Genomic DNA, 18,429 nt, shown 5'->3' on the forward strand with positions numbered 1-18,429 from the left:
CCCCAGAGAACCGATTAGTATTCACTCCAAGGTAGATTAATCATGCAGTTAACCGTGCGCGACCAAATCCTCGATCTCAACCATCCGCAGGTGATGGGGATCCTCAACGTTACCCCTGACTCCTTCTCTGACGGCGGGCGGCATAATTCGCTGAATGATGCCTTGTTGCATGCACACGCGCTGATTTCGGCGGGAGCGACAATGATCGACGTGGGGGGCGAATCTACGCGTCCGGGAGCTGCCGAGGTCAGTGAAGAGGAAGAGATCGATCGCGTGGTGCCGGTAGTTGAAGCTTTGGCGCAGCGGTTTGAAATCTTTATCTCGGTGGATACTTCCAAAGCGGGTGTGATCCGCGAATCCGCCAAAGTCGGCGCGCATCTGATCAACGATGTGCGCTCATTGCAAGAGCCTGGCGCGATGCAGGCAGCCGCAGAAAGTGGTTTGCCGGTCTGCTTGATGCATATGCAAGGCGAGCCACGTACCATGCAACAGGCTCCGGTTTACGATGACCTGATGGCGGACGTGAATGCGTTTTTCCAGCAGCATATCGACCGCTGTATTGCAGGCGGTATAGCAAAACAGAAATTGTTACTCGACCCAGGCTTCGGTTTCGGTAAGAATTTAGCGCATAATTATCAGCTTCTGGCCCGATTGGCGGAATTTCATCACTTTGGTTTGCCATTGTTGGTGGGGATGTCGCGTAAATCGATGATTGGGCAGCTATTGAATGTCCCGCCCGAACAACGGGTTATCGGCAGCGTTGCCTGCGCGGTGATTGCCGCGATGCAGGGGGCGCAGATAGTCAGAGTGCATGATGTCAAAGAAACCGTCGAGGCGATGCGTGTCGTCGAGGCAACACTTTCAGCTAAGGGATAGTAGAGACATGAGCGAACGCAAATACTTTGGTACCGACGGCATTCGTGGCAAGGTGGGTGACAGCCCGATAACCCCAGAGTTCGTCCTCAAGCTGGGCTGGGCTGCTGGCAAGGTATTGGCGCGCCATGGTTCCCGCAAAATCATCATCGGCAAAGATACCCGTATCTCTGGCTATATGCTGGAGTCGGCGTTGGAAGCCGGGCTGGCAGCGGCGGGGCTTTCCGCTTCGTTCACTGGCCCGATGCCAACCCCTGCGGTGGCCTACCTGACCCGTACTTTCCGCGCGGAAGCCGGGATCGTGATTTCTGCCTCGCATAACCCGTTCTACGATAACGGCATCAAGTTCTTCTCCATCGACGGTGCCAAACTGCCAGACGATGTGGAAGAGGCGATCGAAGCGGAAATGGAAAAACCGCTGACCTGTGTCGAATCTGCCGAGCTGGGTAAAGCCAGTCGCATTGTCGATGCCGCTGGTCGTTACATCGAATTCTGTAAGGGGACTTTCCCAAGCGAGCTGAGCCTGAACGGCCTGAAGATCGTGGTGGACTGTGCCAACGGTGCGACTTACCACATCGCCCCAAGCGTGTTGCGTGAACTGGGGGCCACGGTGATTGCCATCGGCTGTGAGCCGGATGGTATGAACATCAACGAAGAGTGCGGCGCTACCGACGTGCGTCAGCTACAGGCACGCGTGCTGGAAGAACAGGCTCACGTTGGCCTGGCCTTTGATGGTGATGGCGACCGCGTGATGATGGTGGATCACTTGGGCAACAAGGTCGATGGCGATCAGATCCTCTATATCATCGCTCGTGAAGGCCTGCGTCAGGGGCAACTGCGCGGCGGTGCTGTGGGTACCCTGATGAGCAATATGGGCCTGGAGCTGGCACTGAAGCAACTGGGCATCCCGTTTGCCCGTGCCAAGGTGGGTGACCGCTACGTGCTGGAAAAGCTGCAAGAGCTGGGCTGGCGCATTGGGGCGGAAAACTCCGGCCACGTGATCCTGCTGGACAAAACCACCACCGGTGACGGCATCGTTGCCGGCCTGCAAGTGTTGACGGCGATCGTGCGTAATAACATGAGCCTGCACGATCTGTGCAGTGGCATGAAGTTACTGCCGCAGATCCTGGTCAACGTGCGCTTTGTGGGTGAGCATAACCCGCTGGAATCAGAAGCGGTATTGAAGGTCGCCGAGCAGGTCGAAACCGAATTGGCCGGTCGTGGCCGTGTGTTGCTGCGTAAATCGGGGACTGAGCCGCTGATCCGCGTGATGGTGGAAGGCGAGGACGAACAGCAGGTTATCGCGTTGGCGCACCGTATCGCCGATGCCGTCAAGCTGGCAGGCTGATAAAACAGACGTCCTAACCCTCTCTGGCAATAGAGCTGCTGTGCCTGACCTCAAACGGGCGCAGCATGCAGCGCCCCTACGCAGTGCCACATTAGCTGCCAACGACGCTGTACTGGCTCCCTCTCCCTGTGAGAGAGGGTTGGGGTGAGGGGCTGGTGTAAATTAGCGATTAACCCTGTTTTTGCTGTTTTTTTCTGCAAACGCATCGGTGGTTGCAAATTGCCCTTGCGCCTATTGGCGGCTTTGGTTAGTATTCACACCCGCTTCAGTGGGCTGTTTTAATGACACGCCACGACTTCTTAGTTTGGAAGCATCTGGGGTGAGAAGCATTTGGCACGCGGTGAACCCGCAAGGATACAGGTACCACTATGTACGAAGCTCTTCTGGTAATTTTCTTGCTGATATCGATTGGGCTGGTTGCTCTGATCATGCTGCAGCAAGGTAAAGGCGCTGATATGGGAGCCTCATTCGGAGCAGGTGCTTCTGGCACATTCTTCGGATCGACCGGTTCAGGCAACTTTATGACCCGCATGACGGCTGTGCTGGCGACGCTGTTCTTCGTCATCAGTCTGATCCTGGGCAACCTGAGCACCAATCAGGGCAAGAAAGGCAGCGAGTGGGAAAACCTGGGTCAGCCAGCGCAAACTGAGCAGACTACTGCTCCGGTAGCACCAGCTAAGCCGGCCAGCGATATCCCGCAGTAAGCCGCAACAGTTTGAAATCGGTTGTTTTCGACCTCAATAGAAACAGCCGATAGCAGTAAGAATCAGTACCGAGGTGGTGGAATTGGTAGACACGCTACCTTGAGGTGGTAGTGCCCTAACGGGCTTGTGGGTTCGAGTCCCATCCTCGGTACCAAATCCCAGAGATAACTTGCGTTTTTGCAATTATCGGCGTAATATTTGCCACGTTTTCGGACGCGGGGTGGAGCAGCCTGGTAGCTCGTCGGGCTCATAACCCGAAGGTCGTCGGTTCAAATCCGGCCCCCGCAACCACTTTCCTTTAAGTGTTTATTTTCAAATACACTTTTCGATTGAATTCCGCTTTTCTCGATCAACATTTGAAAATGACACTTGCTAGAAAGTTGCACCGAAGCCGCTTTGCGGCAAACAGGGTCCAGTTGCATAAAGCCCCGAATTTTCGGGGTTTTTTGTTATTTGGCAACAGAATCACTGGGCTATTAGGCCCTTTTTTTATGTCTTGGGGGTGGGCTTGTCCACATTAGAGCAAAAATTAACAGAGATGCTTTCCGCACCGGTAGAGGCGTTGGGCTTTGAGCTCGTAGGCATCGAATTTATTCGGGCACGTCAATCGACACTACGCATCTATATTGATAGTGACAACGGAATCAATGTTGATGATTGTGCTGATGTCAGCCACCAGGTCAGCGCTGTGATGGATGTCGAAGATCCTATTACGGTGGCTTACAACCTGGAAGTCTCCTCTCCTGGACTTGATCGTCCTATGTTCACCGCCGAACACTATCAGCGTTTTATCGGTGAAGAAGTCAGCGTTGTTCTGCGTATGGCGATACAAAACCGCCGCAAATGGCAGGGCATCATCAAGTCTGTAGAAGGCGAGATGATCACGGTTACTGTGGAAGGGAAAGATGAAGTGTTCGCGCTGAGCAATATTCAGAAAGCGAACCTGGTACCCCACTTTTAAAGTTTGGATGAGGCAACTAGGATGAACAAAGAGATTCTGGCTGTTGTTGAAGCAGTTTCCAATGAAAAATCCCTACCACGTGAGAAGATTTTCGAAGCCCTGGAAACCGCTTTAGCCACTGCCACCAAGAAAAAATATGAGCAGGAAATCGAAGTCCGTGTCAGCATTGACCGCAAGACTGGCGATTTCGACACCTTCCGCCGTTGGGTTGCCGTTGATGAAGTGACCCAGCCAACGCGTGAAATCACGCTGGAAGCTGCACAGTACGAAGATCCGTCCATGGAACTGGGCGGCTATATCGAAGATCAGATCGAATCTGTGACCTTCGACCGTATCACCACCCAGACCGCCAAGCAGGTTATCGTACAGAAAGTACGTGAAGCCGAGCGTGCGATGGTGGTTGATGCCTTCCGTCAACACGAAGGTGAAATTGTCACCGGCGTGGTGAAAAAAGTTAACCGTGACAGCATTGCGCTGGATCTGGGTAGCAACGCCGAAGCGGTGATTGGCCGTGAAGACATGCTGCCACGCGAAAACTTCCGCCCGGGTGACCGTATCCGCGGTGTTCTGTACGCAGTACGTCCGGAAGCGCGCGGTGCACAGCTGTTCGTCAGCCGTTCCAGCCCGGATATGCTCAAAGAGTTGTTCCGCATCGAAGTGCCGGAAATTGGCGAAGAAGTGATTGAGATTAAAGCGGCAGCCCGCGATCCTGGCTCCCGTGCGAAAATTGCCGTAAAAACCAACGACAAGCGTATCGACCCGGTCGGTGCTTGTGTCGGTATGCGCGGTGCCCGTGTTCAGGCCGTTTCGAGCGAGCTTGGCGGGGAACGTATTGATATCATCCTGTGGGATGATAACCCTGCACAGTTCGTCATTAACGCCATGGCCCCGGCAGATGTTGCCTCGATCGTAGTGGATGAAGACCGGTGCACGATGGACATCGCCGTTGAAGCCAGCAACCTGGCACAGGCGATCGGCCGTAATGGCCAAAACGTGCGTTTAGCTTCCCAACTGTTGAAACAGCATCGTGATGATGATCGCTGGGAACTGAACGTGATGACGGCGGACGATCTGCAGGCCAAGCATCAGGCCGAGGCTCATGCCGCCATTGATACCTTCACCAAGTATCTTGATATCGACGAAGATTTCGCCACCGTTCTGGTCGAAGAAGGCTTCTCTACGCTGGAAGAACTGGCCTACGTGCCAATCAAAGAGCTGCTGGAAATCGACGGTCTGGATGAAGATATGGTTGAAGCGTTGCGCGATCGCGCCAAAGCTGCATTGACCACGCTGGCCCTGGCACAGGAAGAAAGCCTGGGCGACCAAAAACCTGCTGATGATTTGCTCAACCTTCCAGGTCTTGAGCGCAGCATGGCCTTTAAACTGGCCGCGCGTGGGGTTTGTACGCTGGAAGATCTTGCCGAGCAGGGTGTTGACGATCTGGCTGATATTGAAGGGCTTAGCGATGAGCAAGCCGGCGAGCTGATTATGGCCGCACGTAATATCTGTTGGTTTGGCGACAACGCGTAATAACTGTAGCAGGAAGGAACAGCATGACGACAGATGTAACCGTAAAATCGCTGGCAGCAGAGATACAGACCCCGGTTGATCGCCTGGTACAGCAGTTTGCTGATGCAGGGATCAACAAGTCTGAAACCGACTCTGTGACACAGCACGAGAAAGAAACTTTATTGGCGCACCTGAACCGTGAACACGGTAGTGCGCCAGGCAAACTCACGTTGCAGCGCAAAACGCGCAGCACCTTGAACATACCGAGCACCGGCGGTAAGAGTAAATCGGTGCAAATTGAGGTCCGCAAGAAACGCACTTATGTAAATCGCGATCCGCAGGAAGCCCAACAGGCTGAAGCGGCTGAGCAGGCACAGCGTGAAGCGGAAGAGCAGGCAAGGCGCGAAGCGGAAGAGCTAGCGAAACGCGAAGCAGAAGCAAAGCGCGCAGCCGAAGAGCAAGCCAAACGTGAGGCCGCGGAGATTGCTAAGCGTAATTCAGCGGAAAAAGAAAAAGTGACCAATCAACATACCGACGAAATGACCAAGCCAGCTCAGGCGGAAAAAGCACGCCGTGAAGCTGAAGCCGCCGAACTGAAACGTAAAGCGGAAGAAGAAGTGCGCCGTAAGGTGGAAGAAGACGCCAAACGCGTAGCGGAAGAAGCGCGCCGTATGGCCGAAGAAAACGGTGAGAAGTGGGCCGAAGCCGAAGCAGCAAGCGCTGCGGTCGAAACTGCCGACTATCACGTGACCACCTCCGAACATGCCCGTGCTGCCGAAGACGAAAACGACGCCAAAGTTGAAGGTGAGCGCCGTAGCCGTACTCGCGGTGGCAAAGCGACCAAACAGAAGAAAGGCAACAAGCTCTCCGAGTCTAAAGCAGACCGCGAAGAAGCTCGTACCATGACTCGTGGCGGTAAAGGCAAGCGTAAGCCAAGCACTCTGCAGCAGGGCTTTAACAAGCCAGCTCAGGTAGTGAACCGTGACGTTATCATCGGCGAAACCATCACCGTAGCCGAACTGGCTAACAAGATGGCGGTTAAAGGCTCTCAGGTCATCAAAGCGATGATGAAGCTGGGCGCAATGGCCACCATCAACCAGGTCATCGACCAGGAAACCGCACAGCTGGTTGCCGAAGAGATGGGCCACAAAGTTATCCTGCGTCGTGAGAACGAGCTGGAAGAAGCGCTGATGAGCGACCGTGACACTGGCGCAGCCGCCGAGTCTCGTGCGCCAGTCGTGACCATCATGGGTCACGTTGACCACGGTAAAACCTCTCTGCTCGACTACATCCGCTCCACCAAAGTGGCAGTAGGCGAAGCCGGTGGTATTACTCAGCACATCGGTGCTTACCACGTAGAAACCGAAAACGGCATGATCACCTTCCTGGATACCCCAGGACACGCAGCGTTTACTTCAATGCGTGCTCGTGGTGCTCAGGCGACCGACATCGTGGTTCTGGTGGTAGCAGCAGACGACGGCGTGATGCCACAAACCATCGAAGCTATTCAGCATGCTCAGGCTGCTAAAGTGCCATTGGTGGTTGCGGTTAACAAAATTGACAAGCCAGAAGCCGATCCAGACCGCGTTAAGCAAGAGCTGTCTCAGTATGGTGTTATGCCAGAAGAGTGGGGCGGTGAAGCGCAGTTCGTCCACGTATCAGCGAAAGCCGGTACCGGTATCGACGAACTGTTGAACGCAATCCTGCTGCAAGCCGAAGTTCTCGAACTGAAAGCGGTTCGTAGCGGCATGGCGAGCGGTGTGGTTATCGAATCCTTCCTGGATAAAGGCCGTGGCCCAGTGGCTACCGTTCTGGTTCAAGAAGGTACGCTGAACAAGGGCGATATCGTCCTGTGTGGCTTCGAATATGGCCGTGTGCGTGCGATGCGTGACGAACTGGGCCGTGAAGTGACCTCTGCAGGTCCTTCTATCCCGGTTGAGATCCTGGGCCTGTCCAGCGTTCCTGCTGCGGGTGACGAAGCGACCGTAGTACGTGACGAGAAGAAAGCGCGTGAAGTTGCGCTGTACCGTCAAGGCAAGTTCCGCGAAGTCAAACTGGCTCGCCAGCAGAAATCCAAACTGGAGAACATGTTCGCGAACATGACCGAAGGTGAAGTTTCTGAACTGAACATCGTGCTGAAAACCGACGTACAGGGTACCTGTGAAGCGATCTCCGATTCACTGCAGAAACTCTCTACCGACGAAGTGAAGGTGAAGATTGTAGGTTCTGGCGTAGGTGGTATCACCGAAACCGACGCTACCCTGGCTGCAGCATCCAACGCCATCATCCTGGGCTTCAACGTCCGTGCAGATGCTTCTGCCCGCCGCGTGATTGAGTCAGAAAGCCTGGATCTGCGTTATTACTCCGTCATCTATAACCTGATCGACGAAGTGAAGCAGGCGATGAGTGGTATGTTGGCGCCTGAGTACAAACAGCAGATCATCGGTCTGGCTGAAGTACGTGATGTGTTCAAATCACCTAAGTTCGGCGCAGTGGCCGGCTGTATGGTGACCGAAGGCAACATCAAGCGTCACAACCCAATCCGCGTGCTGCGTGACAACGTGGTTATCTACGAAGGCGAGCTGGAATCCCTGCGCCGCTTCAAAGATGACGTTAACGAAGTCCGTAACGGTATGGAATGTGGTATCGGCGTTAAGAACTACAACGACGTGCGCGTTGGCGACATGATCGAAGTGTTCGAAATCATCGAGATCCAGCGCACCATCGCTTAAGCCTCGAAAAACGCTTAAATTTGTTTTAGGGGGGCCTTGTGCCCCCCGATTTGTCTGGAGGATTTCCAAATGGCAAAAGAATTCAGCCGCGGTCAACGCGTGGCACAAGAAATGCAAAAAGAGATTGCGATCATCTTGCAGCGTGAAGTCAAAGATCCGCGTGTCGGCATGGCTACCGTTTCAGGTGTTGAAGTATCGCGTGATCTGGCCTACGCCAAGGTTTACGTGACCTTCCTGAACGTCCTGACCGAAAACCCAGATCCGGATCTGGTGCCTAACGGCATCAAGGCGTTGCAGGATGCTTCTGGCTATATCCGTACGCTGCTGGGCAAAGCGATGCGCCTGCGCGTCGTGCCGGAGCTGACCTTCGCTTACGACAACTCACTGGTTGAAGGCATGCGTATGTCCAACCTGGTGACCAACGTAGTGAAGAACGATGCCGAACGTCGCAATGCATCAGGCGATGAAGAGGAGGCTTAATGAGTCGCCCTCGCCGTCGCGGCCGTGATATCCACGGCGTACTGCTGCTGGACAAACCGCAAGGCCTGTCGTCCAACGACGCCCTGCAAAAAGTAAAGCGTATCTACAATGCCAACCGTGCGGGCCACACCGGCGCGCTCGATCCCCTGGCGACCGGTATGCTGCCAATCTGTCTGGGTGAAGCCACCAAGTTCTCCCAGTACCTGCTTGATTCCGATAAACGTTACCGCGTGATTGCCCGTTTGGGTCAGCGTACGGATACCTCGGATGCCGACGGTCAGATCGTGCAGGAGCGGCCGGTGAACTTCACCCAGGCTCAGCTCGATGCCGCGTTGGACACCTTCCGGGGTGATATCCAGCAGGTGCCTTCGATGTTTTCCGCACTGAAATACCAGGGCAAAAAGCTGTATGAATATGCTCGCCAGGGTATCGAAGTACCGCGTGAAGCACGCAGCATCACCGTGTATGAGTTGCAGTTTATCCGCTGGGAAGGGGATGAGCTGGAGCTGGAAATTCACTGCTCGAAAGGCACCTACATCCGTACCATTACGGATGACCTCGGTGAACTGCTGGGCTGTGGCGCACACGTGATTTATCTGCGTCGTTTGCAGGTGGCGAAGTATCCGATCGCCCGTATGGTTACGCTGGAACAGCTGAATGCGTTATTGGAACAGGCACAGGAGCAGGACATCGCGCCAAGCGAACTGCTCGATCCGTTGCTGATGCCAATGGACAGCCCGGCCGAAGACTTCCCTGAAGTGAATCTGCTGCCAGCGGTTGCGGGTTACGTCAAACAGGGGCAGCCGGTGCAGGCCGCAGGGGCTCCGGCCTCAGGTCTGGTGCGCATCACCGAAGGCGAAGAACGTAAATTTATCGGCATTGGCGAGATTGCCGATGATGGTCGAGTCGCGCCGCGCCGGCTGGTTGTCGAATATTTCGACTGACCTGCCCGCCTTGCGATCGCCCTGCGCTAAGAGTAGAATGGCGCAGCTTATGCATTGGGTTGCTGAATTAGAGATCGGCGCCTGTATTTATTATCTATAATTTTGGAGTATGACAATGTCTCTAAGTGTTGAAGCTAAAGCTAAAATCGTAGCTGACTTCGGTCGTGGTACTAACGACAGCGGTTCTACCGAAGTTCAGGTTGCCCTGTTGACTGCGCAGATCAACCATCTGCAAGGCCACTTCTCAGAGCACAAAAAAGATCACCACAGCCGTCGTGGTCTGCTGCGTATGGTTTCTCAGCGTCGTAAGCTGCTGGACTACCTGAAGCGTAAAGATGTAGCACGTTACACCAGCCTGATCGAGCGTCTGGGTCTGCGTCGCTAATCTAGCAAGTTTCAGTAGAAAGGGGCCTATTTGGCCCCTTTCTTCTAGGAAGCATAAGCAAATCAGGTTAATGTATTACTGAGGATCTTCCGGTACAGAGGTTCGCGCGGCTAATGAGAGGCTTTATCTCAAGGGAGATAAGGATTGTCATTAGTCGCGAGGATGTAGTGAGAAGGTCAAAGAACCACAGGCGTGTCGAGTCGAAGAACGATTGCGCGCCACCAATTAAGGATTAAATTTTGCTGACTCCGATTATTCGCAAATTCCAGTATGGCCAACACACCGTGACCCTCGAGACCGGTATGATGGCACGTCAAGCCACTGCCGCTGTGATGGTGAGCATGGATGACACCGCAGTATTCGTCACCGTTGTAGGCCAGAAAAAAGCCAAGCCAGGCCAGAGCTTCTTCCCTCTGACCGTGAACTATCAGGAGCGTACCTACGCTGCTGGCCGTATCCCGGGTAGCTTCTTCCGTCGTGAAGGCCGTCCGAGCGAAGGCGAAACCCTGACTTCCCGTCTGATTGACCGTCCGATCCGCCCACTGTTCCCAGATAGCTTCCTGAACGAAGTGCAAGTGATCGCAACCGTGGTGTCCGTGAACCCACAGGTCAACCCAGACATCGTAGCGATGATTGGTGCCTCTGCTGCCCTGAGCCTGTCCGGTATTCCGTTCAATGGCCCGATCGGTGCTGCACGCGTAGGTTACATCAACAATCAATACGTTCTGAACCCAACTGTCGACGAACTGAAGCAAAGCAGCCTGGATCTGGTTGTTGCCGGTACCGCAGGCGCGGTATTGATGGTTGAATCCGAAGCGGACGTGCTGAGCGAAGATCAAATGCTGGGCGCGGTCGTCTTTGGCCATGACCAACAGCAAATCGTCATCGAAAACATCAACGCTCTGGTTGCTGAAGCTGGCAAACCGAAGTGGGATTGGCAGGCACCGGCAGTTAACGAAGCGCTGCACGCACGCGTAGCCGAACTGGCCGAAAGCCGTCTGGGCGATGCTTACCACATCACCGAAAAACAAGAGCGTTATACTCAGGTTGATGCGATTAAAGACAGCGTAGTCGAAGCTCTGCTGGCACAAGACGAAACTCTGGACGCGTCTGAAATTCAGGACATCCTGGGCACCGTTGAGAAAAACGTGGTACGTAGCCGTGTGCTGCGTGGCGAGCCACGTATCGATGGCCGTGAAAAAGACATGATCCGTGGTCTGGACGTGCGCACTGGCGTTCTGCCACGTACTCACGGTTCCGCACTGTTCACCCGTGGTGAGACTCAGGCGCTGGTTACTGCCACCCTGGGTACTGCACGTGACGCACAGAACATCGATGAGCTGATGGGCGAGAAAACCGACAGCTTCCTGTTCCACTACAACTTCCCTCCGTACTCTGTTGGTGAAACCGGCATGGTAGGTTCACCGAAGCGTCGTGAAATCGGTCATGGTCGTCTGGCAAAACGTGGCGTTTTAGCTATGATGCCTAAACCAGAAGATTTCCCGTACACCGTACGTGTGGTGTCTGAAATCACCGAATCCAACGGTTCTTCTTCAATGGCTTCCGTCTGTGGTGCTTCTCTGGCACTGATGGACGCAGGTGTGCCAATCAAGGCTGCTGTTGCGGGTATCGCGATGGGCCTGGTGAAAGAAGATGAAAACTTTGTGGTGCTGTCTGATATTCTGGGTGACGAAGATCACCTGGGCGACATGGACTTCAAAGTGGCCGGTAGCCGCGACGGTATCACCGCGCTGCAGATGGACATTAAAATTGAAGGTATCACCCGCGAAATCATGCAGGTGGCTCTGAACCAGGCCAAGGGTGCGCGTCTGCACATTCTGGGCGTCATGGAACAGGCTATCAGCACACCGCGCGGCGATATCTCTGAGTTCGCACCACGTATTCACACCATCAAGATCAATCCAGACAAGATCAAAGATGTGATCGGTAAAGGCGGCTCAGTCATCCGTGCGTTGACCGAAGAGACCGGCACCACCATCGAAATCGAAGATGACGGTACAGTGAAAATTGCTGCTACCGATGGCGACAAAGCGAAATTCGCTATCCGCCGCATCGAAGAGATCACTGCCGAGATCGAAGTTGGCCGTGTGTATCAGGGTAAAGTGACCCGTATCGTTGATTTTGGTGCCTTCGTGGCCATCGGTGGCGGCAAAGAAGGCCTGGTACACATCTCTCAAATCGCTGACAAGCGCGTTGAGAAAGTGACCGACTATCTGCAGATGGGTCAGGAAGTACCGGTTAAGGTACTGGAAGTTGATCGCCAGGGCCGTGTGCGCCTGAGCATCAAAGAAGCTACAGCGCCAGAATCCGCTGCGGCTCCTGCACCAGAAGCAGAATAACTGTATCAACAGTTTTACAGCTCCCTGCCGTTGGCAGGGGCTGTTCTTATCGCGTGGGTAGGATACTCGCGTATTAGCAAGCGGAGGACAGGACGTTCATCCAATGTTTGTCTTCGGGAGTGGGAAATGAAGCCTTTCTTGCGCTGGTGTTACGTTGCGACAGCACTATTGCTGGCAGGATGCAGCAACCATGATTGGCGTAAAGACGAAGTTCTGGCTATTCCTTTGCAGCCCACGCTGCAGCAGGAAGTGATCCTGGCGCGCATGGAACAAATACTTGCCAGCCGGGCATTAACGGATGATGAGCGCGCGCAGCTTTTATATGAGCGCGGTGTGCTGTATGATAGTCTTGGTTTGCGTGCGCTAGCGCGTAATGACTTTTCACAAGCGCTAGCGATACGTCCTGATATGCCAGAAGTTTTCAACTACCTGGGCATTTACTTAACGCAGGCAGGCAATTTTGATGCTGCCTATGAAGCGTTTGATTCTGTACTAGAGCTTGATCCAACTTACAATTACGCGCGTTTAAACCGGGGCATCGCACTGTATTATGGCGGCCGCTTCCCGTTGGCGCAGGATGATCTGCAGGCGTTTTATCAAGACGACCCAAACGATCCCTTCCGTTCGCTGTGGCTCTATCTGGTGGAAAGAGAAATCGATCCCAAGATGGCTACCGTATCGCTCCAGCAGCGTTACGACAAATCGGACAGAGGGCAATGGGGATGGAATATTGTCGAATTCTACCTGGGCAAGATCAGCGAAAAAACGCTGATGGAACGCCTCAAGGCAGATGCAACGGATAACACTTCGCTCGCTGAGCATCTCAGTGAAACTGACTTCTATTTAGGTAAGCACTACCTAAGTCTGGGGGACAAGGACACCGCTTCGGCGCTGTTCAAACTGACGGTGGCTAACAATGTTCATAACTTTGTTGAGCACCGCTATGCATTGTTGGAATTGGCGCTGTTAGGCCAAGAACAAGACGACCTATCGGAATCGGACCAGCAATAGCTGACGGACAACTATCAGCCTGATATACATTGGTTTTTTGACCAAAGTAATCGTCTTAACGGGCGAGGGCTTTTTTGTCTGTTTTATAATCTAATTTGAGCCGGTTCACACTTTTCAATGAAAATGACTGAAAATTTTCTCGACGAGTTATGTAGACTGGCTGCCATTATTAATGAGGCACGTGTACATGACTACTGAGCTTGAAACCTCTTTTGCTGACCTGGGGCTGTCTGCTCCGATCATTGCTGCCCTGACCGATCTGGGCTACGAAAAACCATCACCGATCCAGGCTGAGTGTATTCCTCACCTGTTGAACGGCCGCGACGTGCTGGGCATGGCGCAGACCGGTAGTGGTAAAACTGCGGCGTTCTCGCTGCCCCTGCTGCACAACCTCGATGCAGCCCTGAAAGCACCACAAATCCTGGTACTGGCTCCTACCCGCGAACTGGCGGTTCAGGTAGCTGAAGCCATGACCGATTTCTCCAAGCACATGCATGGCGTGAACGTGGTTGCCCTATACGGCGGCCAGCGTTATGACGTGCAGCTGCGCGCTCTGCGTCAAGGGCCGCAAATCGTGGTAGGGACTCCTGGCCGTCTGCTGGATCACCTGAAACGTGGCACCCTGAACCTGTCTGGCCTGAAAGGCCTGGTTCTGGACGAAGCCGACGAAATGCTGCGCATGGGCTTTATCGAAGACGTAGAAACCATCATGGCTGAGATCCCGGCTGAACATCAGACCGCGCTGTTCTCTGCAACCATGCCGGAAGCGATCCGTCGTATTACTCGTCGCTTCATGAAAGATCCACAGGAAGTGCGCATTCAGTCCAGCATCACCACTCGCCCGGATATCAGCCAGAGCTACTGGACCGTGCAGGGCATGCGTAAAAACGAAGCGCTGGTGCGTTTCCTGGAAGCGGAAGATTTTGACGCGGCGATCATCTTCGTGCGTACCAAAAATGCGACCCTGGAAGTGGCCGAAGCGCTGGAGCGCAGCGGTTACAACAGTGCCGCACTGAACGGTGACATGAACCAGGCACTGCGTGAGCAGACCCTGGAGCGTCTGAAGAGTGGCCGTCTGGACATTCTGATCGCTACCGACGTTGCCGCTCGTGGTCTGGATGTTGAGCGTATCAGCCTGGTAGTAAACTATGACATCCCTATGGATTCAGAGTCTTACGTTCACCGTATCGGTCGTACCGGCCGTGCTGGCCGTGCTGGCCGCGCGCTGCTGTTCGTAGAAAACCGCGAACGCCGCCTGCTGCGCAACATCGAACGCACCATGAAGCTCACCATTCCTGAAGTGGAGCTGCCAAACGCAGATCTGCTGGGTGAGCGCCGTCTGGCCAAGTTCGCCGCTAAAGTTCAGCAGCAGCTGGAAAGCAGCGATCTGGATATGTACCGTGCGCTGCTGGCTAAGCTGCAACCGGGCGAAGATCTGGATATGGAAACGCTGGCCGCAGCATTGCTGAAAATGGCACAGGGCGAACGTCCTCTGATCCTGCCACCCGATCCAGTGTTCAAACCACGTCAACGTCGTGAATTCAACGATCGTGACGACCGTGGTGGCGAGCGTAGCAATGACCGTCGTCGTGACGCACGTCCAGACAGCCGTGATGGTGGCGCTGAGCGTCCACGTCGCGAACGTCGTGACGTTGGCGAAATGCAGCTGTACCGCATTGAAGTGGGCCGTGATGACGGCGTGGAAGTTCGTCATATCGTTGGCGCAATTGCTAACGAAGGCGACATCAGCAGCCGTTACATCGGTAACATCAAGCTGTTTGCTTCCCACTCCACCATTGAGCTGCCAAAAGGTATGCCGGGCGAGATCCTGAATCACTTCACTCGCACCCGCATTCTGAACAAGCCGATGAACATGCAACTGCTGGGCGACGCACAGCCGCATGAACGTCGTGAGCGTCCTGCCGGTGGTAACGGTGGTGAGCGTCGTGGCGGTGCTCGTTCATTCAACGGCGAACGTCGTGAAGGCGCTGGCGCCGGTGCTGGTGCACCACGTCGTACTTTCAGCGATCGTCGTGAAGGCGGTAATGCTGCCGGTGGCGAACGTCGTGGCGGCAACTTCAACCGCGACAAGCCAGCACCACGTCGTGACGATGTAGCAGCTCCTGCCGCACCACGTCGCCGTTTCGGTGATGCGTAATCGTTGATTGACCGTTTACGGTTAATTCGCTTAGAAACCAGCCTTCGGGCTGGTTTTTTTTTGCCTGACCGCACGGTTAATGCGGGTAAATGGCGTATCATTCGCAAGGTTTATCTTACGGATCTTCAGGAGCTGCCATGACCTGGCAACAATTCAAATCGCAATATCTGGTGCGCTTTTGGGCACCTTTACCGGCAGTGATCGCCGCCGGGATCCTTTCTACCTACTATTTCGGCATGACAGGCACTTTCTGGGCGGTAACCGGCGAGTTTACCCGCTGGGGCGGCCATATCTTGCAGTGGTTTGGTTTTCACCCCGAGCAGTGGGGCTACTTCAAGGTGATCGGTCTACAGGGTACGCCGCTGGAGCGTATTGATGGGCGGATGATTATCGGCATGTTTGCGGGCTGTATCGCCGCCGCGCTGTGGGCCAATAACATCAAGTTGCGTATGCCACAGCATCGTATTCGTATTGTGCAGGCATTGCTGGGCGGCATTATTGCCGGCTTTGGCGCACGTCTGGCGATGGGTTGTAACCTGGCGGCCTTCTTCACCGGCATTCCACAGTTCTCACTGCATGCCTGGTTCTTTGCGCTAGCGACCGCGGCGGGGTCTTACTTCGGGGCCAAGTTTACCTTGCTGCCGATGTTCCGTATTCCGGTCAAGCTGCAAAGAGTGAAAGCGGCCTCACCATTGACGCAAAAGCCTGAGCAGGCGCGCCGCCGTTTCCGCTTGGGGATGGTGATTTTTTGTCTTGCTGTAGCCTGGTCATTATGGACGCTGTTTGATGCGCCGAAGCTCGGCATTGCCATGCTGTTTGGCATCGGTTTTGGTCTGTTGATCGAGCGGGCGCAGATCTGCTTTACCTCGGCGTTCCGCGATCTGTGGATCACTGGCCGTACCCATATGGCCAAAGCGATTATTATCGGCATGGCGGTCAGCGCCATCGGTATTTTCAGCTATGTGCAGTTGGGTGTTGCGCCGAAGATCATGTGGGCCGGGCCAAACGCGGTGTTGGGTGGCTTGCTGTTTGGCTTCGGTATTGTGCTGGCTGGCGGTTGTGAAACCGGCTGGATGTATCGTGCGGTGGAAGGGCAGGTCCATTATTGGTGGGTAGGGTTGGGCAATATCATCGGTGCCACGCTGTTAGCCTACTACTGGGACGATCTGGCGCCAGCCCTGGCGACCAACTACGACAAGATTAACCTGCTGGACACCTTCGGACCGATTGGCGGATTGCTGGTAACCTATCTGCTGCTGGCCATCGCCTTTGCTGCGATGCTGTGGTGGGAGAAACGGTTCTTCCGTGCCAAACCGGATGCGCAGGTGGTGAACTTGAGGAGTGAAGTATGAAACAGGCAGAGATAGTGCCGGATTACCGGTTGGATATGGTGGGAGAACCTTGCCCATACCCGGCGGTAGCGACGTTAGAAGCGATGCCGCAGCTTAAGCCGGGCGAAATACTGGAAGTGATCAGCGACTGCCCACAGTCGATCAATAATATCCCGCTCGATGCCCGTAACCACGGCTACAAGGTACTGGATATCCAGCAGGATGGGCCAACCATTCGTTACCTGATCCAGCGCTGATCCCCCTCACCCCAACCCTCTCCCTCAGGGAGAGGGAGCTAATAGCCCCAGCTCGTTTGGAAGTAAAGCAGTCATCTCAGCAAACTTGATCGTCTCCACATACTAGGTAAATCGCTACAATTGCAAACACGCTCGATCGGTCCCCTCTCCCTGTGGGAGAGGGTTAGGGTGAGGGGTTATCCCTTCAGCAAATCGCCTTGCACCCCGGCAACAATCTCAAACGATCGTAAACGTGCCTGATGATCGAAAATCTGGCCGTTAACCATGATCTCATCGGCACCCGTTTCGCGCAGCAGGCTTTGCAGGCCGTGGCGGACGGTGCTTTCGCTACCGACGATCGACATACGTAGTGCCTGATCAACACCGTACTGCTCACCTGCGGTCCACAGCGCGTGGATATTATCTACCGGCGGCGGCAGTGGGCCAGGCGAGCCACGGCGCAGATTGATGAACTGCTGCTGCATGGAGGTAAACAGGAAGCGGGCGTTTTGATCGCTGTCTGCGGCTACCACGTTCACACATACCATCGCGTGTGGCTGCTGGCATTGCTCAGACGGTTTAAAGTTCTCACGGTACAAATTCAGTGCCTGGAACAGCATCTCTGGCGCAAAGTGCGACGCAAAGGCAAACGGCAGGCCGAGTTGTGCCGCCAACTGTGCGCTATACAGGCTGGAACCCAACAGCCAGATTGGTACATGTAACCCCTGGCCCGGCACTGCTTGCACCGCTTGCCCCGGCTGCACTTCGCCAAAGTAATGTTGCAGTTCCTGCACGTCACGCGGGAAGTTGTCCACTTCGCCGGAGAGGTGACGGCGCAGTGCCATCATGGTGCGTTGGTCGGTGCCCGGCGCACGGCCAAGACCCAGATCGATACGCCCCGGATACACAGATTCCAGGGTGCCGAACTGCTCGGCGATCACCAGCGGTGCATGGTTTGGCAACATCACGCCGCCGGAACCGAGGCGAATGCTCTGGGTGCCGGATGCCAGATAGCCCAGTAATACCGACGTCGCCGCACTGCCGATACCGGTCATATTGTGGTGTTCCGCTAGCCAGTAGCGCTGATAGCCCCACTTTTCGGCATGCTGCGCCAAATCCAGCGAGCAATGGAACGCATCGCGTGGCTTGGCTCCCTGTGGGATCGGGGATAAATCCAGTACCGAAAGTGGCACCTGTGTGTTTGCTGTCATTTCATCGTCCATCGTGCTTATCGGGTTGATCGCTTAAAGGGCGATTGCAGGGATCTGCAACTAAAAAAGCAATTATGCTTTTTGTGTTAAAAGCATAATGCAATTTACGGTTATAAAAGGGGATATATGTGCTTGCAATAGCCACATTATAAATATGGATATGACGATGTTCGTTTGCACGCTGAT

General features: G+C 54.6%; 16 protein-coding genes and 2 tRNA genes. 17 read left to right on the top strand and 1 reads right to left on the bottom strand.

The genetic code is table 11. The annotated features are described in order from the left end of the window. Nucleotides 1-42: 42 nt before the first annotated feature. The 17 genes from folP (at nt 43) to yedF (ending at nt 17,053) form a co-directional block, all read left to right on the top strand. Nucleotides 43-876, top strand: coding sequence for a dihydropteroate synthase (folP, locus tag U869_RS0118795; protein WP_025122900.1), 834 nt, complete (start codon nt 43-45; stop codon nt 874-876). A 7-nt stretch (nt 877-883) separates the two neighbouring features. Further along, the gene (glmM, locus tag U869_RS0118800; RefSeq protein ID WP_025122899.1) at nt 884-2,221 is read left to right on the top strand and encodes a phosphoglucosamine mutase; all 1,338 of its coding nucleotides are present in this window, start codon (nt 884-886) and stop codon (nt 2,219-2,221) included. Between the two features lie 368 nt (nt 2,222-2,589). Then, nucleotides 2,590-2,925, top strand: coding sequence for a preprotein translocase subunit SecG (gene secG / locus U869_RS0118805; RefSeq protein ID WP_025122898.1), 336 nt, complete (start codon nt 2,590-2,592; stop codon nt 2,923-2,925). Between the two features lie 67 nt (nt 2,926-2,992). Next, a tRNA-Leu gene (locus tag U869_RS0118810) sits at nt 2,993-3,079 on the top strand. Between the two features lie 60 nt (nt 3,080-3,139). Continuing rightward, nucleotides 3,140-3,216: transfer RNA gene (locus U869_RS0118815), tRNA-Met, on the top strand. A 217-nt stretch (nt 3,217-3,433) separates the two neighbouring features. Beyond that, a complete protein-coding gene (gene rimP / locus U869_RS0118820) occupies nt 3,434-3,886 on the top strand; it encodes a ribosome maturation factor RimP (RefSeq protein WP_025122897.1) in 453 nt (150 codons plus the stop codon). A gap of 21 nt (nt 3,887-3,907) precedes the next feature. Continuing rightward, on the top strand, nt 3,908-5,416 hold the full coding sequence (gene nusA / locus U869_RS0118825; protein WP_024483371.1) for a transcription termination factor NusA: 1,509 nt from the start codon (nt 3,908-3,910) through the stop codon (nt 5,414-5,416). A gap of 23 nt (nt 5,417-5,439) precedes the next feature. Beyond that, nucleotides 5,440-8,127: a translation initiation factor IF-2 gene (infB, locus tag U869_RS0118830; RefSeq protein ID WP_025122896.1), complete on the top strand. Its 2,688-nt coding sequence runs from the start codon at nt 5,440-5,442 to the stop codon at nt 8,125-8,127. Between the two features lie 69 nt (nt 8,128-8,196). Then, nucleotides 8,197-8,607 (top strand): 30S ribosome-binding factor RbfA, encoded by a 411-nt coding sequence (gene rbfA, locus U869_RS0118835; protein ID WP_025122895.1) that lies wholly within the window; start codon nt 8,197-8,199, stop codon nt 8,605-8,607. Further along, nucleotides 8,607-9,551 carry a tRNA pseudouridine(55) synthase TruB gene (gene truB / locus U869_RS0118840; protein ID WP_025122894.1) on the top strand — a complete coding sequence of 315 codons (945 nt, stop codon included), beginning with the start codon at nt 8,607-8,609 and terminating at the stop codon, nt 9,549-9,551. Before rbfA ends, truB begins: the two co-directional genes overlap by 1 nt. Nucleotides 9,552-9,666: 115 nt before the next feature. Further along, on the top strand, nt 9,667-9,936 hold the full coding sequence (gene rpsO, locus U869_RS0118845) for a 30S ribosomal protein S15 (RefSeq protein WP_010279698.1): 270 nt from the start codon (nt 9,667-9,669) through the stop codon (nt 9,934-9,936). Nucleotides 9,937-10,175: 239 nt separating this feature from the next. Then, nucleotides 10,176-12,296, top strand: coding sequence for a polyribonucleotide nucleotidyltransferase (gene pnp, locus U869_RS0118850; protein ID WP_025122893.1), 2,121 nt, complete (start codon nt 10,176-10,178; stop codon nt 12,294-12,296). A gap of 126 nt (nt 12,297-12,422) precedes the next feature. Next, the gene (gene nlpI, locus U869_RS0118855; RefSeq protein ID WP_021179056.1) at nt 12,423-13,307 is read left to right on the top strand and encodes a lipoprotein NlpI; all 885 of its coding nucleotides are present in this window, start codon (nt 12,423-12,425) and stop codon (nt 13,305-13,307) included. 123 nt (nt 13,308-13,430) lie between these two features. Further along, nucleotides 13,431-13,505, top strand: a complete 75-nt coding sequence (gene yrbN, locus U869_RS32890; protein ID WP_223499600.1) for a protein YrbN — start codon at nt 13,431-13,433, stop codon at nt 13,503-13,505. Beyond that, nucleotides 13,495-15,465: a DEAD/DEAH family ATP-dependent RNA helicase gene (locus U869_RS0118860; protein WP_025122892.1), complete on the top strand. Its 1,971-nt coding sequence runs from the start codon at nt 13,495-13,497 to the stop codon at nt 15,463-15,465. Before yrbN ends, U869_RS0118860 begins: the two co-directional genes overlap by 11 nt. A 137-nt stretch (nt 15,466-15,602) precedes the next feature. Then, a complete protein-coding gene (yedE, locus tag U869_RS0118865) occupies nt 15,603-16,817 on the top strand; it encodes a selenium metabolism membrane protein YedE/FdhT (RefSeq protein ID WP_025122891.1) in 1,215 nt (404 codons plus the stop codon). After that, entirely contained in the window at nt 16,814-17,053 is a 240-nt protein-coding gene (yedF, locus tag U869_RS0118870; RefSeq protein ID WP_025122890.1) for a sulfurtransferase-like selenium metabolism protein YedF, read from the top strand. Before yedE ends, yedF begins: the two co-directional genes overlap by 4 nt. Nucleotides 17,054-17,229: 176 nt before the next feature. Here yedF and U869_RS0118875 read toward each other — a convergent pair whose 3' ends face one another. Beyond that, complete coding sequence (locus U869_RS0118875) at nt 17,230-18,243, bottom strand: luciferase-like monooxygenase (protein ID WP_025122889.1); 1,014 nt, start codon at nt 18,241-18,243, stop codon at nt 17,230-17,232. Nucleotides 18,244-18,429: the final 186 nt, after the last annotated feature.

The organism is Serratia sp. H1w (genome assembly GCF_000633355.1).
In the GTDB taxonomy this organism is placed as follows: Bacteria; Pseudomonadota; Gammaproteobacteria; order Enterobacterales; family Enterobacteriaceae; genus Chania.